This window comes from Photobacterium frigidiphilum, from assembly GCF_003025615.1.
Taxonomy (GTDB): domain Bacteria; phylum Pseudomonadota; class Gammaproteobacteria; order Enterobacterales; family Vibrionaceae; genus Photobacterium; species Photobacterium frigidiphilum.
The window spans coordinates 296,199-311,424 of the sequence record NZ_PYMJ01000002.1 but is presented as its reverse complement, the minus strand read 5'-3'; the positions used below and the strand labels follow the sequence as shown (position 1 = coordinate 311,424).

The 15,226-nt window shown below is 42.8% G+C and carries 16 protein-coding genes and 1 tRNA gene; 4 read left to right on the top strand and 13 right to left on the bottom strand.

Annotated features, from left to right (window positions below):
• Window positions 1-6: 6 nt before the first annotated feature.
• From ybgF to pepE, 13 genes are all read right to left on the bottom strand, one after another.
• Window positions 7-756, bottom strand: a complete 750-nt coding sequence (gene ybgF, locus C9J12_RS03590; protein WP_107241445.1) for a tol-pal system protein YbgF — start codon at window positions 754-756, stop codon at window positions 7-9.
• A 17-nt stretch (window positions 757-773) separates the two neighbouring features.
• Window positions 774-1,298: a peptidoglycan-associated lipoprotein Pal gene (pal, locus tag C9J12_RS03585; protein WP_107241444.1), complete on the bottom strand. Its 525-nt coding sequence runs from the start codon at window positions 1,296-1,298 to the stop codon at window positions 774-776.
• A 36-nt stretch (window positions 1,299-1,334) separates the two neighbouring features.
• On the bottom strand, window positions 1,335-2,684 hold the full coding sequence (gene tolB, locus C9J12_RS03580) for a Tol-Pal system beta propeller repeat protein TolB (RefSeq protein ID WP_107241443.1): 1,350 nt from the start codon (window positions 2,682-2,684) through the stop codon (window positions 1,335-1,337).
• 11 nt (window positions 2,685-2,695) lie between these two features.
• Complete coding sequence (gene tolA / locus C9J12_RS03575; RefSeq protein ID WP_107241442.1) at window positions 2,696-3,739, bottom strand: cell envelope integrity protein TolA; 1,044 nt, start codon at window positions 3,737-3,739, stop codon at window positions 2,696-2,698.
• 12 nt (window positions 3,740-3,751) lie between these two features.
• Entirely contained in the window at window positions 3,752-4,195 is a 444-nt protein-coding gene (gene tolR / locus C9J12_RS03570) for a protein TolR (RefSeq protein ID WP_107241441.1), read from the bottom strand.
• 6 nt (window positions 4,196-4,201) lie between these two features.
• Complete coding sequence (gene tolQ, locus C9J12_RS03565) at window positions 4,202-4,888, bottom strand: protein TolQ (RefSeq protein ID WP_107241440.1); 687 nt, start codon at window positions 4,886-4,888, stop codon at window positions 4,202-4,204.
• Entirely contained in the window at window positions 4,885-5,292 is a 408-nt protein-coding gene (gene ybgC / locus C9J12_RS03560; RefSeq protein ID WP_107241439.1) for a tol-pal system-associated acyl-CoA thioesterase, read from the bottom strand. The genes tolQ and ybgC overlap by 4 nt, the downstream gene beginning before the upstream one ends.
• Window positions 5,293-5,542: 250 nt before the next feature.
• Window positions 5,543-5,848, bottom strand: a complete 306-nt coding sequence (ybgE, locus tag C9J12_RS03555; RefSeq protein ID WP_107241438.1) for a cyd operon protein YbgE — start codon at window positions 5,846-5,848, stop codon at window positions 5,543-5,545.
• Window positions 5,841-5,948, bottom strand: a complete 108-nt coding sequence (gene cydX, locus C9J12_RS03550) for a cytochrome bd-I oxidase subunit CydX (RefSeq protein ID WP_006233074.1) — start codon at window positions 5,946-5,948, stop codon at window positions 5,841-5,843. The genes ybgE and cydX overlap by 8 nt, the downstream gene beginning before the upstream one ends.
• Before the next feature lie 11 nt (window positions 5,949-5,959).
• The gene (gene cydB, locus C9J12_RS03545) at window positions 5,960-7,096 is read right to left on the bottom strand and encodes a cytochrome d ubiquinol oxidase subunit II (protein ID WP_107241437.1); all 1,137 of its coding nucleotides are present in this window, start codon (window positions 7,094-7,096) and stop codon (window positions 5,960-5,962) included.
• A gap of 17 nt (window positions 7,097-7,113) precedes the next feature.
• Window positions 7,114-8,700, bottom strand: coding sequence for a cytochrome ubiquinol oxidase subunit I (gene cydA / locus C9J12_RS03540; RefSeq protein WP_107241436.1), 1,587 nt, complete (start codon window positions 8,698-8,700; stop codon window positions 7,114-7,116).
• 1,079 nt (window positions 8,701-9,779) lie between these two features.
• Window positions 9,780-9,855 (bottom strand) — tRNA-Asn (locus C9J12_RS03535).
• A gap of 30 nt (window positions 9,856-9,885) precedes the next feature.
• Entirely contained in the window at window positions 9,886-10,623 is a 738-nt protein-coding gene (gene pepE / locus C9J12_RS03530; RefSeq protein WP_107241435.1) for a dipeptidase PepE, read from the bottom strand.
• A gap of 372 nt (window positions 10,624-10,995) precedes the next feature.
• Here pepE and rsxA point away from each other — a divergent pair, with 372 nt between their 5' ends.
• The 4 genes from rsxA to rsxD are packed head-to-tail and all read left to right on the top strand — an operon-like array spanning window position 10,996 to window position 15,218.
• Complete coding sequence (rsxA, locus tag C9J12_RS03525) at window positions 10,996-11,577, top strand: electron transport complex subunit RsxA (RefSeq protein ID WP_006233069.1); 582 nt, start codon at window positions 10,996-10,998, stop codon at window positions 11,575-11,577.
• On the top strand, window positions 11,578-12,156 hold the full coding sequence (gene rsxB, locus C9J12_RS03520) for an electron transport complex subunit RsxB (protein ID WP_107241434.1): 579 nt from the start codon (window positions 11,578-11,580) through the stop codon (window positions 12,154-12,156).
• A 2-nt stretch (window positions 12,157-12,158) separates the two neighbouring features.
• Window positions 12,159-14,165 carry an electron transport complex subunit RsxC gene (gene rsxC / locus C9J12_RS03515; RefSeq protein ID WP_107241433.1) on the top strand — a complete coding sequence of 669 codons (2,007 nt, stop codon included), beginning with the start codon at window positions 12,159-12,161 and terminating at the stop codon, window positions 14,163-14,165.
• 3 nt (window positions 14,166-14,168) lie between these two features.
• Complete coding sequence (rsxD, locus tag C9J12_RS03510) at window positions 14,169-15,218, top strand: electron transport complex subunit RsxD (RefSeq protein WP_107241432.1); 1,050 nt, start codon at window positions 14,169-14,171, stop codon at window positions 15,216-15,218.
• The last annotated feature ends 8 nt before the right edge of the window (window positions 15,219-15,226 follow it).

Genomic DNA, 15,226 nt, shown 5'->3' with positions numbered 1-15,226 from the left:
GGGGTATCAGTTACCAAGTTGCTTCAGGCTACCTTCGGCTTGCCGTGAGCTGGTTGAACTTGGGTAAGTCGATATTACTTCTTGGTAATATTTCTTCGCCAATTCAACATCTTTACTGCGCTCAGCAATAACACCAAGCTTCAATAATGCATCAGAGCGTTTATTCGATTTTTCATCGCTGGTAACAGCTTTGAATTCTTTACTCGCTTCTGCCAACTGATTTTGAGTGAAGTACAACTGACCAAGCCAATAATGCGCATTCGCCTTGTACGTAGATTCTGGGTATGTCGTTAAAAAGGCATTGAATGCAGTGACTGCGCCCGCATAATCTTTCTTTTTTAAGATTAAGTTGACCGCTTTTTCATACGCTTCATTTTCGCTGACATCACCGCTGTAGGTTTCACCCGATGCAGACTTATCAGCTGAATCTTTTTTCGCAGCTTTTTGTGGCTGTTGACTTAAAGTATCCACTTCACGGTAGAGTTCACGTTGACGTTCTAACATCTGAGTTAAGTCATAGCTATTACGTTCAACCAAACCACGAAGTTGATCCATTTCTGAGGCTAACTGATTAAGCTGACGCTGCATATCAAGCTGAACCTGATTTCGAGCTTCAAGCAACCGCTCCAAACGTTCAAGACTGGAGCCTTGTCCGCTTTTACTGAGTTCAGTAACAGGAGCAGGAGCGGCAACTACTTGAGTCGCCGCGCCAATCAGCAACGCTAATGCGATATTTCGCACAATGTTACTGTTCATAATCGTTTACCTGTCTATTAGTAAACTAGAACCGCACGACGGTTCTTAGCGTAGTCAGCATCAGTGTGACCAAGCACTAGTGGCTTTTCTTCACCATAGCTAACAATTGAAATTTGGCTTGCAGATACACCTAGAGCTTGTAGGTATTGAGCAACTGCATTTGCACGACGCTCACCTAGAGCGATGTTGTATTCAGGTGTACCACGCTCATCGGCGTGGCCTTCAACAATCACTTTAACATCAGAACTGTTGCTCAAGAACTCTGCGTGTGCTTCTAGCATCGCTTGGTAATCAGCTTGGATTTCTGCTGTATCGAACTTAAAGTAAACAGTTTGCTCTTGACGAAGCTCTTGACTACGCAGCTCTTGCTCAGAAAGTGCAGCTGAACCACCATCTACTGGCGTTGTTACTACTGTTTGAGTAGAACCGTCAGTGGTTTCTGATGCAGCTGAACTATCAGTGCTATCTGTTGAGCTACAAGCAGCAAGAGTCATCATTGGCAGCGCAATTGCCAAACCCTTTAAAATTTTGTTAAGTTGCATTTTATATTTCCTTTATTATCGCAAAAACGCTAAATGTTATAAGAACGGGCCCCAAGAAGGTGCACGTACTCGCCCATTTGTCGTCGGTAATCGAGCTTTAAATCGCCCATCAATCGACACTAACGACAGTTCATTAGATTTATTATTTACTGAACTGTAGATAACCATGCCGCCATTAGGTGCAATGCTTGGTGACTCATCCAAAAATGTTTTGGTTAAAACTTGAACGGCACCGGTTTTCAAGTCTTGCTTAGCAATGTTGAAACCCGTATCAGAACGGTTCACCATCACTAAGTAACGACCATCGGGTGTCAATTGACCCCCAAGGTTCTGACTTCCTTGCCAAGTCAAACGCTTAGTCGAATTATCCGCTAAATTTACGCGATAAATCTGCGGTTGACCACCTCTGTCTGACGTAAAAATCAGAGACTTACCGTCTGGGTCCCAAAAGGCTTCTGTATTATTCGCTCGACCTGATGTGATTTGTGTTAATTTTTTCGTCTCTAAATCTTTAATATAAACTTGCAAGCTACCAGTTTTCGACAACACAAGCGCCAGCTTTTTACCGTCTGGCGAGAAACGAGGAGAACCGTTATGACGAGGGTATGAGGTAACCAACTCACGAGTACCTTTGTAGATATCCATGATATAAATCTGTGCTTGCTGATTCTCGAAGCTAACATACGCTAGCTTATTACCATCAGGCGACCAAGCTGGCGACATCACTGGCTGTTGAGACTTCAAAACAAGAAGTTCGTTAAACCCATCGTAATCTGCAATGCGAAGTTGATAAGGGTGCTGTGATTTATCATCAATCACGACATACGCAATACGGGTTAAAAAAGCACCCTGCTCGCCAGTTAACGCTTCATAAACCACATCAGAAATACGGTGGGCGTATTGACGTAAACCGGTTTTTTTAACTTCTGCACGATTATTAACGAGCAAATGATCTTCGGTTAATACCAATTCACCATTTGCTAAACCACGACTTTCACCGCTGGTTAATTGACCACGAACAACATCAACCAACTGATAATTAACAACGTAATTACCGTCTGCGTTCTTGGTGACTTTACCCGTTACTAGCGCATCAACCCCCATTGACGTCCAAGCGTTATAATCGATCTGCTCTTCGCTATCGGGTGTTTGTGGCATTTTACTTGTCGCCACTGGGCTAAACTTACCACTTCGCTGTAAATCAGATGCAATAACTGAAGATATATCAGTCGGTAGTTTACCTTCACCTTCCCACGTGAACGGTATAACACCGATTGGGCGGGCTGAGTCGACACCTTCTGTAATCACTAACTCAAGTTCAGCTTGTGCGATTTGGCTAAAGCTCAGCAGAGCAATACATAGGCCCATCATCCAACGTTTCATCAATATCTCCTTCATTATTGTGGGCTTACCGTAAGTCGAATACTACGAAGCTTCTCGACAACCTGAGGGTCATCTGGCATCGGGAACTGACTGACTTTAACAACGGCAGCTTTCGCAGCACGGCAGAGACGATTATCCCCACCAGCTTCTGATGCATTAAGTAACAAGCCATTGGTTGATAAGCGCATTGTTAAAATGCACTCTTTACCAACGAAGCTTTGATCAACCAACAAATTTTGCTGGATCATCTGAGTATAGATTGCACCATAACGAGATACCTCATCAGCAACGAATTGCCCACGAGCACCACCTCGTTGCTCACTTTCCGTTTCAAGACCTGAAAACATGTCGTTTAAAGCCGCTTCTTGCTGACGCTGAAGTTCTTTTGCTTCAGCCGCTTTACGCTCTGCTTCTTTGCGTGCTACTTCTGCTTTACGCGCAGCAGCTTCGGCTTTTTCTTTCGCCGCCACTTGTGCTTTACGTGCTGCCTCTGCAGCTTTACGATCGGCTTCGGCTTTGCGTGTCGCTTCTTCTGCTTTACGCTGTTGCTCGACTTTTTGCTGCCTTGCTAATTCAGCTTTTTGTGTGGCTTCTTGTTTCTGCTTTCTATCCGCTTCTGCTTTGGCTGCTTGTTGCTTAGCCACTTTTGTCGCTTCATCTGCTCTACGTTTTTCTTCAGCGACTTTTAGCTTTTCAGCATTCACTCGCTTACGTTCTGCTTCTGCACGGCGCGTTTCTTGCTCCGCTTTGACTTTATCGGATTTTAACTGCCTTAAACGTTGCTCTTCTGCTTTACGTTGCTTCTCTAATGACGCTGCTTGCTGCTCAAGACGTTTTAATCTGTCTTGCTCCGCTTTTTTGGCTGCTTCACGTTGCTGACGAATCTGCCTAGCTTGTTGATTAACTAACGCTGGATCAACAACCACAGCTTGAATCGTATTACCGGAAGGCTTGGGCTTGCTCATAGAGAAATCCGTTCCCCAAAGCAATGCGACTAACAATAAAACATGAAGAAATAACGAGATGATGGCGGCAGCAGTGTAATTATTATTTTTCATCCTACTACCTGCCTATTGATCTAATGGTTCGGTCATTAAACCAACAGAACCCACCCCAGCTTGACTTAACGCATCAAGTGTTTCGATGATGAAAGAGTATGGTACTCGCCCATCGCCACCAACCATCACTAATGATTTAGGGTTAAGTTGCAATTCCGCTTTTACTCGGGTTAATAAATCATTAAGCGCTAACCCACGAAGCATGTCACCGTTATCAACACTTAGACCTAAATTACCGTCTTGATCCACTTCAACAATAATTGGCGCACCTGAATTATCTTCATATAAGTCAGCGACGGTTTTCGCGGTGTGAGTGGAAGGTAGTTCAACATCAACACCTTGTGTTACAAAAGGTGCGGTAACCATGAAAATAATCAAGAGTACCAACATCACATCGATATAAGGTACGACATTGATTTCAGCCGTCAATTTTCGCTTTTTAGGTTGATAAGCCATTGCTTATTACTCCTGATTAGCGGCAAATGCCTGACGATGAAGAATACTTGAAAACTCTTCCATAAAAGTCGCATAAGTATGCTCAAGTTTAGAAACTTGGTTCGTCAGTTTGTTATAAAACATAACCGCCGGAATCGCTGCAAAAAGGCCCATTGCTGTTGCAACTAGCGCTTCTGCAATACCAGGCGCAACCATTGCGAGTGTTGCCTGCTTCACTGCACCAAGTGCGATAAATGCATGCATAATACCCCAAACAGTACCGAACAAACCGATATAAGGGCTAATTGAACCGACTGTTGCAAGAAAAGGTAAGTTGGTTTCTAGTTCATCAACTTCACGTAAAAGTGATACGCGCATTGCTCGGGAAGTACCTTCCATTACAGCATCTGGTACTTGACCATTACTGCGATGTAAACGGGCATACTCTTTAAATCCGGTATAAAAGATTTGCTCTGACCCCATCAGATCATCTTTACGCGCTTCAACTTCTTTATAAAGTTGTGACAGATCAACACCTGACCAAAAACGGTCTTCAAAACGCCCAGCCTTTGAAGCGGCATTCGATAAAATTTGCGAGCGTTTAATGATCATTGCCCAAGAAGCAACTGACATACCAAGCAAGATTAGCATTACGATCTTAACTAACAGGCTAGCCTGTAGAAAAAGATCCAGAATTGACAGTTCAGCACTCACTTAGAAATCTCCGACATAATAAATTGAGGAATTGCAGTTGGTTTCATGGTTTCAGGATTGACACAGGCTACCTTAACAGTAGCTTTACACAAGGCATGACCTGCATTGTTAACTAAATCCTGACAAAATATGATTGACGCTTTTTTTACGGTTTCAACACATGTTTGTACGATAAGTTGCTCATCTAAACGCGCGCCTTTTAAATAACCCATATCAATATGACAAACAACAAAACTCGCTTTATTTTTAAATAGCTCTTGTTGGCTGACCCCGATACTTCTTAATAGTTCCGTTCTTGCACGTTCAAAAAACTTTAGATAATTAGCATGGTAAACCAAGCCGCCTACATCAGTATCTTCATAATAAATAGTGATTGGCCATTTAAATATGTTTTTTTCTGCCATGTTTAATCCACAAGAGTGATGAAACTAAATGCCTAATAACGACTTTAAAGGCTTAATTTGCCTACTATACCTAACTTCATCCGCTTTATGAAATATCCCGAAAGCATCTTCAGCAACAACGCATGACATTTCTAACAAGAGCGCTATTGTACAGCGTTTCTTTACTTGAAATGCATCTTTTACACAAAAAAAACAGCCTATTACTCAATTAGTAATAGGCTGTCTATTGTGTATCTTAATGTAACTTTGTTTAGTAACTGAAACGCAGCCACATAATATAGCTCAAGATGGGTAAGGCGATAAATGGCGTAAACACAACTTGCCAATACCAATGGCGCGGTACAAAACCCACCCCATAAATCATTGCCGAGCAGGTTGCCCATATCAATGTTGGCGATTTGATTAGGTCAAAACCACCAATAGCCTGAGCAAAATGAATAGGCTCCCACACGACCAGCCCTGCAGATGCTAGCGCCAGCAGAAAGGATAATGCACGTAATAGTGCATTATCAAATAACTGATGAGCCTGTGTGACCCATAAGCTGAGGCTACTCACCTTTGTTATCCATATCTTCAGTTGTTTCAAGCCATAAAGCGTTGATGATACCGAATGAGCAGGCTAGCAGAACACCAAGAATCCAAGCGAAATACCACATAGTCTGTCTCCTTAATACAGTGAAGTTTTGTTGTCTTCGATAAACTTGCTATCAAGACGGCCAAACATTTTGTAGTAACACCATGAAGTGTACGCAAGAATAATTGGCACCATAACAAAGGCTACACCAGTCATAATATTTAGCGTAAGTTCACTTGATGTTGAGTCCCACACGGTCAAACTATTCGATGGCACTAAGCTTGAAGGCATAATGAACGGGAACAATGCGAAACCAAATGTCAGGATTACACCAGCCATCGTTAAGCTTGATGTCAAAAATGCAAAACCTGCACGATTAGCGCGAGATGCGACAACGGTTAGCAGTGGCATAACAACCGCAAGAATCGGTGCAATCCATAGTAATGGGTAAGCATCAAAGTTTGCGAACAATGCACCAGTTTCACGAATCACTTCTTTCGTTAATGGATTTGATGGACCATTTTTGATGATTTCAGAAGTAATAACGTAACCGTCAATACTCTGAGCCCAGACACCTGCAGCTGCAAAACATACCGCTGTAATAACAGCAGTAATAGATGCAACATTACGAGAGCGCTCATGCAAGGCATCTGTTGTTTTCATCTGTAGGTAGGTTGCGCCTTGAGTCACAATCATCATCAAGCTAACAATACCGCACAGTAGTGCAAACGGGTTTAGCAAGCCTAAGAATGTACCTTTGTATGATGGAACCATAAATTCACTCAAGACAAATGGAACACCTTGCAGCAAGTTACCGAAAGCTACACCAAAAATAACTGGTGGCACAAAGCTACCAACGAAGATTGCACGGTCCCAAGTATTACGCCATTTTGGAGATTCGATCTTAGAACGGTAATCAAAGCCTAACGGACGTAGCCATAAAGCCGCCAATGTTAGTACCATTGCGAAGTAGAAACCAGAAAACGCTGTTGCGTAAACAAGAGGCCAAGCCGCAAATAAAGCACCACCCGCAGTGATAAGCCAAACTTGGTTACCATCCCAATGCGGTGCAATTGAGTTAATCATTATTCGGCGTTCTGTATCTGTCTTACCAATAACGTTAGACAAGATACCTACACCCATATCGAAACCATCTGTAACAGCGAAACCGATGCAAAGCACACCAATTAACAACCACCAGATGAATCGCAATACTTCATATTCAAACATTGCTTACTCTCCCTGAATTACGCTTCAACCTGACGCGATACCACATTCTGTGGTGCATCATTTTGTTCAAAGTGATAACGACCTGTTTTCAGGCTACTTGGACCTTTACGTGCGAACTTAACCATCAAGTACACTTCAGCAATCAAGAACACAGTGTAAAGTGCAATCATTGACACCAATGTTGTGATAATTGCTGATGGCTCAAGATCAGATACCGCCATAGATACAGGTAAGATCTCACCTACAGCCCATGGTTGACGACCATACTCTGCAACGAACCAACCAGCTTCAATTGCAATCCAAGGCAGTGGTAAACCGTAAAGCGCAGCTTTAAGTAACCACTTCTTCTCTGTGATCTTATGACGACACGTTTGGATAAATGCAGCACCAATGATGCCCAGCATTAAGAAGCCAGCTGCAACCATGATACGGAAGCTAAAGAACAGCGGCCAAACGGTAGGGATTGAATCGTCAACGGCTTGTGCAATATGCTCAGGCGTTGCATCAACAACGTTGTCAGTATATGGCTTAAGTAGGAAGCCATAACCAAGATCTTGCTTCACTGCATCAAATGCAGCTACGTTTTCTGGCGAGCGATCGCCACTACGTAATTTTTCAAGTAAACCGTACGCAACCATACCGTTACGAATACGGACTTCGTGCTCATCTTTCAGATCACGTAAGCCAGTTACTTGGGTATCAGTAGAACGTGTCGCGATAATACCCATTACATATGGGATCTTAATGGCGAAATCGGTTTCCATTGTTTCTTGATTTGGCAAACCAAACACAGTGAATGCTGCAGGGGCTTCTTCTGTGTGCCATTCTGCTTCAATCGCAGCAAGCTTCGTTTTCTGAACATCGCCCAGCTCGTAGCCTGATTCATCACCAAGAATGATTACAGAAACAATCGCAGCCATACCAAATGATGCCGCAATGGCAAAAGAACGACGTGCAAACGGAATGTCACGACCTTTCAGCATGTAGTATGAACTGATCGCAAGAACAAACATCGAGCCAGCTACATAACCAGAAGCAACTGTGTGAACGAATTTCACCTGTGCTACTGGGTTAAAGATAACTTCAGCAAAGCTCACCATTTCCATACGCATGGTTTCAAAGTTAAATTCAGCCCCTACTGGGTTCTGCATCCAACCGTTTGCAATAAGAATCCAAAGCGCAGAGAAGTTAGATGCGATAGCAACCAGCCATGTCACTGTAAGGTGTTGACGTTTTGATAAACGATCCCAGCCGAAAAAGAATAAACCAACCAGAGTGGATTCTAGGAAAAACGCCATCAACGCTTCGATGGCAAGAGGCGCCCCGAAAATGTCACCAACGTAGTGAGAATAGTATGCCCAGTTTGTACCAAACTGGAATTCCATAGTAAGGCCAGTGGCCACACCTAGAGCGAAGTTAATACCAAAAAGCTTACCCCAGAACTTTGTCATGTCCTTATAGATTTGCTTTCCAGTCATTACATAAACTGATTCCATGATGGCTAGTAGGAACGCCATACCTAGAGTCAGTGGTACGAACAAAAAGTGATACATCGCAGTTAATGCGAACTGTAATCTCGATAGTTCGACGACATCAGTGAACATGTTGAACTCCTTTTTTCGTCAGGCTGAGTGACGACAGTACTTACACAGTGTACCGATTGTTGGGCTTAGCAAAATGTAGCTTACAAACCCGCAATTTGATTGCCGTCCTGGCTGCCATATCAAGTGATATCAATGACTTCCTTCTTATGTTGCGGCTATGTATCAAATTAGTTAGTTTATTGTTGAGCTACAGCTAATAAAGTCATTGCTAATATTACTGACAATCACTGCCCGCGGCAAAGGATTTATCACACATTTTTCTTTGATAAGTATCAATAAAAGCTGTTCATTTTTCAATCAACACCAGCCAGCTTGATATAGATCAAACTTTGAATCACTTTTTTTACGGATTTTATAAAGCATTAAAAGATAAGATTTTTCATAACATATTCGCCTAATTAACAGGATAAGACATCTTATTTTAAAATCTTCATCACTTGGATATGCACAGTTAGAAAAAAGAAGGGGAAATCATCTTTATTCCAAATCTGTTATATGCCTATACCACCTAGGGAACAACATCAATATTATAGAGTTAACGCATAAAATAGAACAGGTTTTGGATTAGATATTCTAATCTAAAAAAAGAAAATTTCTTGCTTTTCACTTTAGGGAAAATATCTATAATCAGCGGCAGAAACAGGTTGAACCATCCAGAGAAGAAAAGTCATCTTTTAGGTGGGTTAAAAACAGTTTCCCTATTAAACCCTAAATTGATTGAGGAAGTCACAATGACTCGTATTTTTGAAAAAATCATCTCTTTATACCAACCATCATTCGTTGAACTATACAAAAATGGTCACTAGATAACGTCCGTTTTTGACACATCTAAAAGATAAATCAGCTCAGAAAGATGAAATAAGTTGGCTGACAATTGTTTGAACAGCAACTCAATTGTCAAATAGTTGTAAATATGAGCAAACATTTAACACAACAAAGACCAACAAAATCAGAAAAACTGCTTTGAAAAATGAAAATGAGGCGCCATCGCCTCGTTTTTTTACATGCCTATTACATGCCTACTGCCCAAATTTAGCTCTAAACACAAAAAGCCCCATCCGAAGATGAGGCCTGTTATTTGGCTCCCCTTGCTGGACTCGAACCAGCGACATACGGATTAACAGTCCGCCGTTCTACCAACTGAACTAAAGGGGAATTATCTCTTTGGGTGCATCACCGCTTTTATTAGCAGCTATGCGCCATTAAAAACTGAACACTTTGTTCTGCAGTATAGTAAACAGGGTCTTCCCCGTGACTAAACAGCTTTAACGGCTTACCGTTCGCAGTGTGATAGCTCAATTCACCATTTAGTAAATGTAACCATGTACCTTCTGGAATACCGACAACAGGTTCATACTGATTAACTTCTAAAAACTCTTGGATACGCTCATCACGGGTTTCCCCCATGTGGCCTTCCACATTGGCTTCAAGGTAATGAGGGTTAATTTGGAATGGCACTAAATTTAATGACGAAAGTACCGCACCAGTAATGATCGGCATATCATTTGTTGTGCGAATAGTAGGACACGCAATGTTTGTTCCTGCACTCCAGCCAATATAAGGAATACCTTGATCAAGAACCGCTTTACGAATTGGACCCACTAAACCTAAATCATGCAATGTTTTGTTCAGCACCCAAGTATTACCACCACTAACCAAAATACCTTCGGCTTCTTGAATCGCCTTCACCGGATCTTCTGCACGGTGTAAACCCGTGACTTTGCAATCTAAACCTAACGCATCAAATGTTTCTTGAACCAAGGCAACACGATCATCATGGCTAGAACGAATCACAGCATAAGGGATCAGAACTAAGTTTTTAGCCCCTGTTCGTTTAATTTGCTCGACAACAGCATCACTCGCAAACTCCATCACATGTTGATTGCCTGCAATCTTGCCATTACTTAACAATAAAATATCCATCTTTTCTACCTTATGCTCTGTTTTGATACTGATCGAATTTATAGCAGATAGATAACGCCTTCTTACGCTTATTTACAACGGGGGCGATCACAAAAAACGCAAGGGGCTAGTTTATTAGTAATGCTTTGGGTGATTCTCCAGCAATAAACACTATTCAACTACAGTTTACCAACACGAATTCAAACTAAAACACAAGTAATACAACATCTTGATATACTGTAAGACAGTCAGAATTATAAAAATAAATGTACATTACCTCATTTATAACAGGAAAATAGCACCAAACTTGAAAAACCCTGCCCGAGAGGAGTTGTTATACCCTTCACAAAATCAGATAATACTAAGATCTCTTTCAAATAGAATTATGATGGTATGACTGAATACCTTTTATTACTTGTCGGTACAGTGTTGGTAAACAACTTTGTACTCGTTAAATTCTTAGGTTTATGCCCATTTATGGGCGTATCTAAGAAGCTGGAAACTGCGATTGGTATGGGCTTGGCGACGACATTTGTCTTAACCTTGGCTTCCGTGTCTGCGTATCTCGTGGAAAATTACATTCTTGCGCCTCTTGGCATTGAATACCTTCGTACTCTTAGCTTTATTCTTGTTATTGCCGTTGTCGTGCAATTTACCGAAATGGTGGTACATAAAACGAGCCCAACGCTATACCGTTTGCTGGGTATTTTTCTACCGTTAATTACGACTAACTGCGCGGTATTAGGTGTTGCTCTATTGAATATCAATGAGCACCACAACTTTATCGAATCCGTTATTTATGGGTTTGGTGCTGCCGTTGGTTTTTCGTTGGTCTTGATTTTATTCGCTTCTATGCGAGAACGTATTGCCGCGGCAGATGTTCCTGGCCCTTTTAAAGGCGCCTCTATTGCGATGATCACAGCAGGTCTTATGTCTCTTGCCTTCATGGGCTTTACTGGATTGGTGAAACTGTAGATGAGCGGAATTTTAATTGCAGTTATTGTGATAGCTGTCTTAGCCGCAATTTTTGGCCTTATTCTTGGGTTTGCTTCTATTCGATTCAAAGTCGAAGCTGACCCTATTGTTGAACAAATTAATGCCATTTTACCGCAAACTCAATGTGGTCAATGTGGCTATCCGGGTTGCCGCCCTTACGCAGAAGCGATTGCAAACGGTGATGACATTAATAAATGCCCTCCAGGTGGACAAGCTACGATTGAAAAGCTAGCCGACTTAATGGGTGTGGAAGTACAAGATTCAGCACACGAAGAAGAAAACATAAAGACCGTGGCTTTTATTCATGAAGACATGTGCATAGGGTGCACAAAATGCATTCAAGCTTGCCCTGTTGATGCCATTGTTGGTGGTACAAAATCGATGCATACCGTCATAAAAGACGAATGTACTGGCTGTGATTTATGTGTCGCCCCCTGCCCTACCGACTGTATTGAGATGATTCCGGTTAAAGATACACCGGAAAGTTGGAAATGGGATCTTAACCAGATTCCGGTCGTCAATCTTCCTACTGAACCCAATACTGACAAGGTAGAGTAAACATGCTGTCAATTATCGAACAAATAAAACAAGGTCAGCTTTGGGATTTTCATGGCGGTGTTCACCCTGCAGAAAATAAAGCCATTTCAAATCAAGTTGAACTGCAACACGCTGGCGTACCGCAACAACTCATTATCCCTCTGAAACAACACATAGGTTCTAGAGGCGATATTATTATTGCGGTTGGCGATAAAGTCTTGAAAGGTCAGCCACTGACCCAAGGTGATATTGCCATGTGTGTGCCCGTGCATGCACCAACGTCGGGAACAGTCACTGCAATAGAACAACGCACAATCGCCCACCCATCAGGTTTAACTGATTTATGCATTGTTATCGACAGCGATGGTGATGACCAATGGTGTGAACAATCACCTGTTGCTGATTATACAGCTGAAGAATCTGCTGATCTGATCGAGAAAATACGACTCAGTGGTATTGCCGGGTTAGGTGGCGCAGGTTTTCCGACCAGCCGTAAATTACAAGGCGGTTTGGGGAAAGTTGATATTCTAATTATCAATGCAGCTGAGTGTGAACCTTACATCACTGCTGACGATCGCTTGATGCAAGATTATGCCGCCGAAGTTATTGACGGTATTCGTATTCTTCGCCATATCGTAAAACCAAAGCTAACGATTATTGGCATTGAAGACAATAAACTCGAAGCGATTACCGCTTTAGAAAAGCACATCACAAACGATGACCACATCATTATTCGTGTTATACCAACGAAATACCCCTCTGGTAGTTCAAAGCAACTGGTTAAGGTACTCACAGGTCGTGAAGTACCAAGTCAGGCGCGATCAACATCGGTAGGCGTCATTGTACAAAACGTGGGGACGGTGTTTGCTGTCAAACGTGCCATTATCGATGGCGAGCCTTTGATTGAACGGGTTGTTACCTTAACCGGTGAAGCTTTCCAGCAACGTGGTAATGTTTTTGCTCGTCTCGGTACACCGATCTCATACCTACTTGATAACTACAGCTACCAGCCAGACAAGAAATATCCTCGTGTCATTATTGGTGGCTCGTTGATGGGTTTTACATTACCTCACGCCAATGTACCCATAACTAAAATCACTAACTGTATTCTTGCGCCTAAGCGAAAAGAATTGCCGTTACATACTCACGAAATGGCATGTATTCGTTGTACGGCGTGTGCAGAAGCTTGCCCTGCATCTTTATTGCCCCAGCAATTGCAGTGGTACGCGAAAGATCAAGATTACGCAAAGTGCGAAGAATATAACCTCTTCGACTGTATTGAATGTGGTGCCTGTGCTTATGTGTGCCCAAGTGAGATTCCACTTGTTCAATACTACCGTCAGGCTAAATCTGAAATCACCGCCAGAAAACAAGATGAAGCTAATGCCGAGCGCGCAAGATTACGCTTTGAAGCTAAAAATGCGCGTATGGAACGAGACAAAGCTGAGCGTGAAAATCGCTTTAAGAAAGCAGCTGATGATCGTCGCAAAGAAACCGCAACTAAGGGTGGTGATGATGCGGTAGCCGCAGCCATTGCTCGCGTGAAAGCCAAACAAGCCGCGGCAAGCTCACCAGATACAGAAAAGAAACCCGCCGTAGCTGCTGCGATTGCTCGGGCAAAAGCCAAACAAGCAGCCCAAGCAGATAAAAGCGCCGCAGTTCCTGATAATACAGAAATGGCGAAATTACGAGAAGAGCGTAAACGCTTAGCCCGTGAACGAAAAGCTGCTGAATCAGAGTCAAGCTCAAACACGGAATCTGCTCCAACTGTAGAAGCCGAAGTCGACCCGAAGAAAGCCGCTATTGCTGCTGCCGTTGCACGTGCGAAAGCCCGTAAAGCAGCGCAACAAGCTGACCAAACTAATGCTGCTGAATCAGATTCGAGTTCAAACACGGAATCTGCTTCAACGGTAGAAGCCGAAGTCGATCCGAAGAAAGCCGCTATTGCTGCTGCCATTGCACGTGCGAAAGCCCGTAAAGCGGCGCAACAAGCTGAAAAAGAAGCTCAACCGAATAACAAGGATAATTAAGCCGTGGCTTTCAAAATCGCCAGTTCTCCGCATACCCATAATCGTCGCAGTACCAGCAACATTATGCGCACCGTTATTTTCTGCACTGTTTTCGGTGTAGCTGCACAATGGTTCTTTTTTGGCTGGGGTACGTTAATCCAAGTTCTGTTGGCATCTTCCGTTGCAGTTGTCACTGAAGCTGCCATTGTTAAATTAAGAAAACGCCCAGTAATGCCTTATCTTCGCGATAATAGTGCATTGCTAACCGGCCTCTTATTGGGGTTATCTATTCCACCTTTAGCACCATGGTGGATCACAGTGATAGGGGTTATTTTTGCCATTCTTATCGCCAAACACCTCTATGGCGGCCTAGGTCAAAACCTCTTTAATCCGGCAATGGTTGCCTATGTGGTACTGCTCATTTCTTTTCCAGTACAAATGACAACATGGCTACCACCAGCGTCATTAAGTGCCGAGCCAGTCTCATTAATTGATAGTGTATATTCTGTTTTTACCGGGTTCACTCAAGATGGCTTTAGTGTTCATCAACTACGTATGTCAGTCGATGGCGTAACAATGGCAACACCGCTTGATACATTCAAAACCTCATTAACCACAGGGCTAACGGCCTCTGAAACATTGGCAAACCCAATCTATGGCGCCATTGCTGGCATAGGCTGGGAGTGGGTCAATATTGGTTTCTTGATTGGTGGTTTAATCATGCTGAAAATGCGCATTATCCAATGGCAAATTCCAGCGGGAATGCTAGGTACGTTATTTTTAGTCAGCAGTATTGCCTACATATTAAATCCTGACGGGACTGCTTCTCCTATCTTCCATCTGTTCTCTGGTGCAACCATGTTAGGGGCGTTCTTTATTGCGACTGACCCAGTATCGGCATGCACTACAGTGAAAGGACGCATCATCTTTGGCGCCCTCATTGGACTACTGGTTTATCTCATTCGAACGTGGGGTGGCTTCCCTGATGGGGTCGCATTTGGGGTATTACTTGGCAACATGTGTGTACCACTAATCGATTATTACACCCGACCTCGTACTTTCGGTCATTCTTAGGAGCGCTA

Coding starts and splice junctions, on each gene's coding strand:
- ybgF (WP_107241445.1), bottom strand. CDS start 756: ATGAACAGTAACATTGTGCGAAATATCGCATTAGCGTTGCTGATTGGC.
- pal (WP_107241444.1), bottom strand. CDS start 1,298: ATGCAACTTAACAAAATTTTAAAGGGTTTGGCAATTGCGCTGCCAATG.
- tolA (WP_107241442.1), bottom strand. CDS start 3,739: ATGAAAAATAATAATTACACTGCTGCCGCCATCATCTCGTTATTTCTT.
- tolR (WP_107241441.1), bottom strand. CDS start 4,195: ATGGCTTATCAACCTAAAAAGCGAAAATTGACGGCTGAAATCAATGTC.
- ybgC (WP_107241439.1), bottom strand. CDS start 5,292: ATGGCAGAAAAAAACATATTTAAATGGCCAATCACTATTTATTATGAA.
- cydX (WP_006233074.1), bottom strand. CDS start 5,948: ATGTGGTATTTCGCTTGGATTCTTGGTGTTCTGCTAGCCTGCTCATTC.
- cydB (WP_107241437.1), bottom strand. CDS start 7,096: ATGTTTGAATATGAAGTATTGCGATTCATCTGGTGGTTGTTAATTGGT.
- cydA (WP_107241436.1), bottom strand. CDS start 8,700: ATGTTCACTGATGTCGTCGAACTATCGAGATTACAGTTCGCATTAACT.
- pepE (WP_107241435.1), bottom strand. CDS start 10,623: ATGGATATTTTATTGTTAAGTAATGGCAAGATTGCAGGCAATCAACAT.
- rsxA (WP_006233069.1), top strand. CDS start 10,996: ATGACTGAATACCTTTTATTACTTGTCGGTACAGTGTTGGTAAACAAC.
- rsxB (WP_107241434.1), top strand. CDS start 11,578: ATGAGCGGAATTTTAATTGCAGTTATTGTGATAGCTGTCTTAGCCGCA.
- rsxC (WP_107241433.1), top strand. CDS start 12,159: ATGCTGTCAATTATCGAACAAATAAAACAAGGTCAGCTTTGGGATTTT.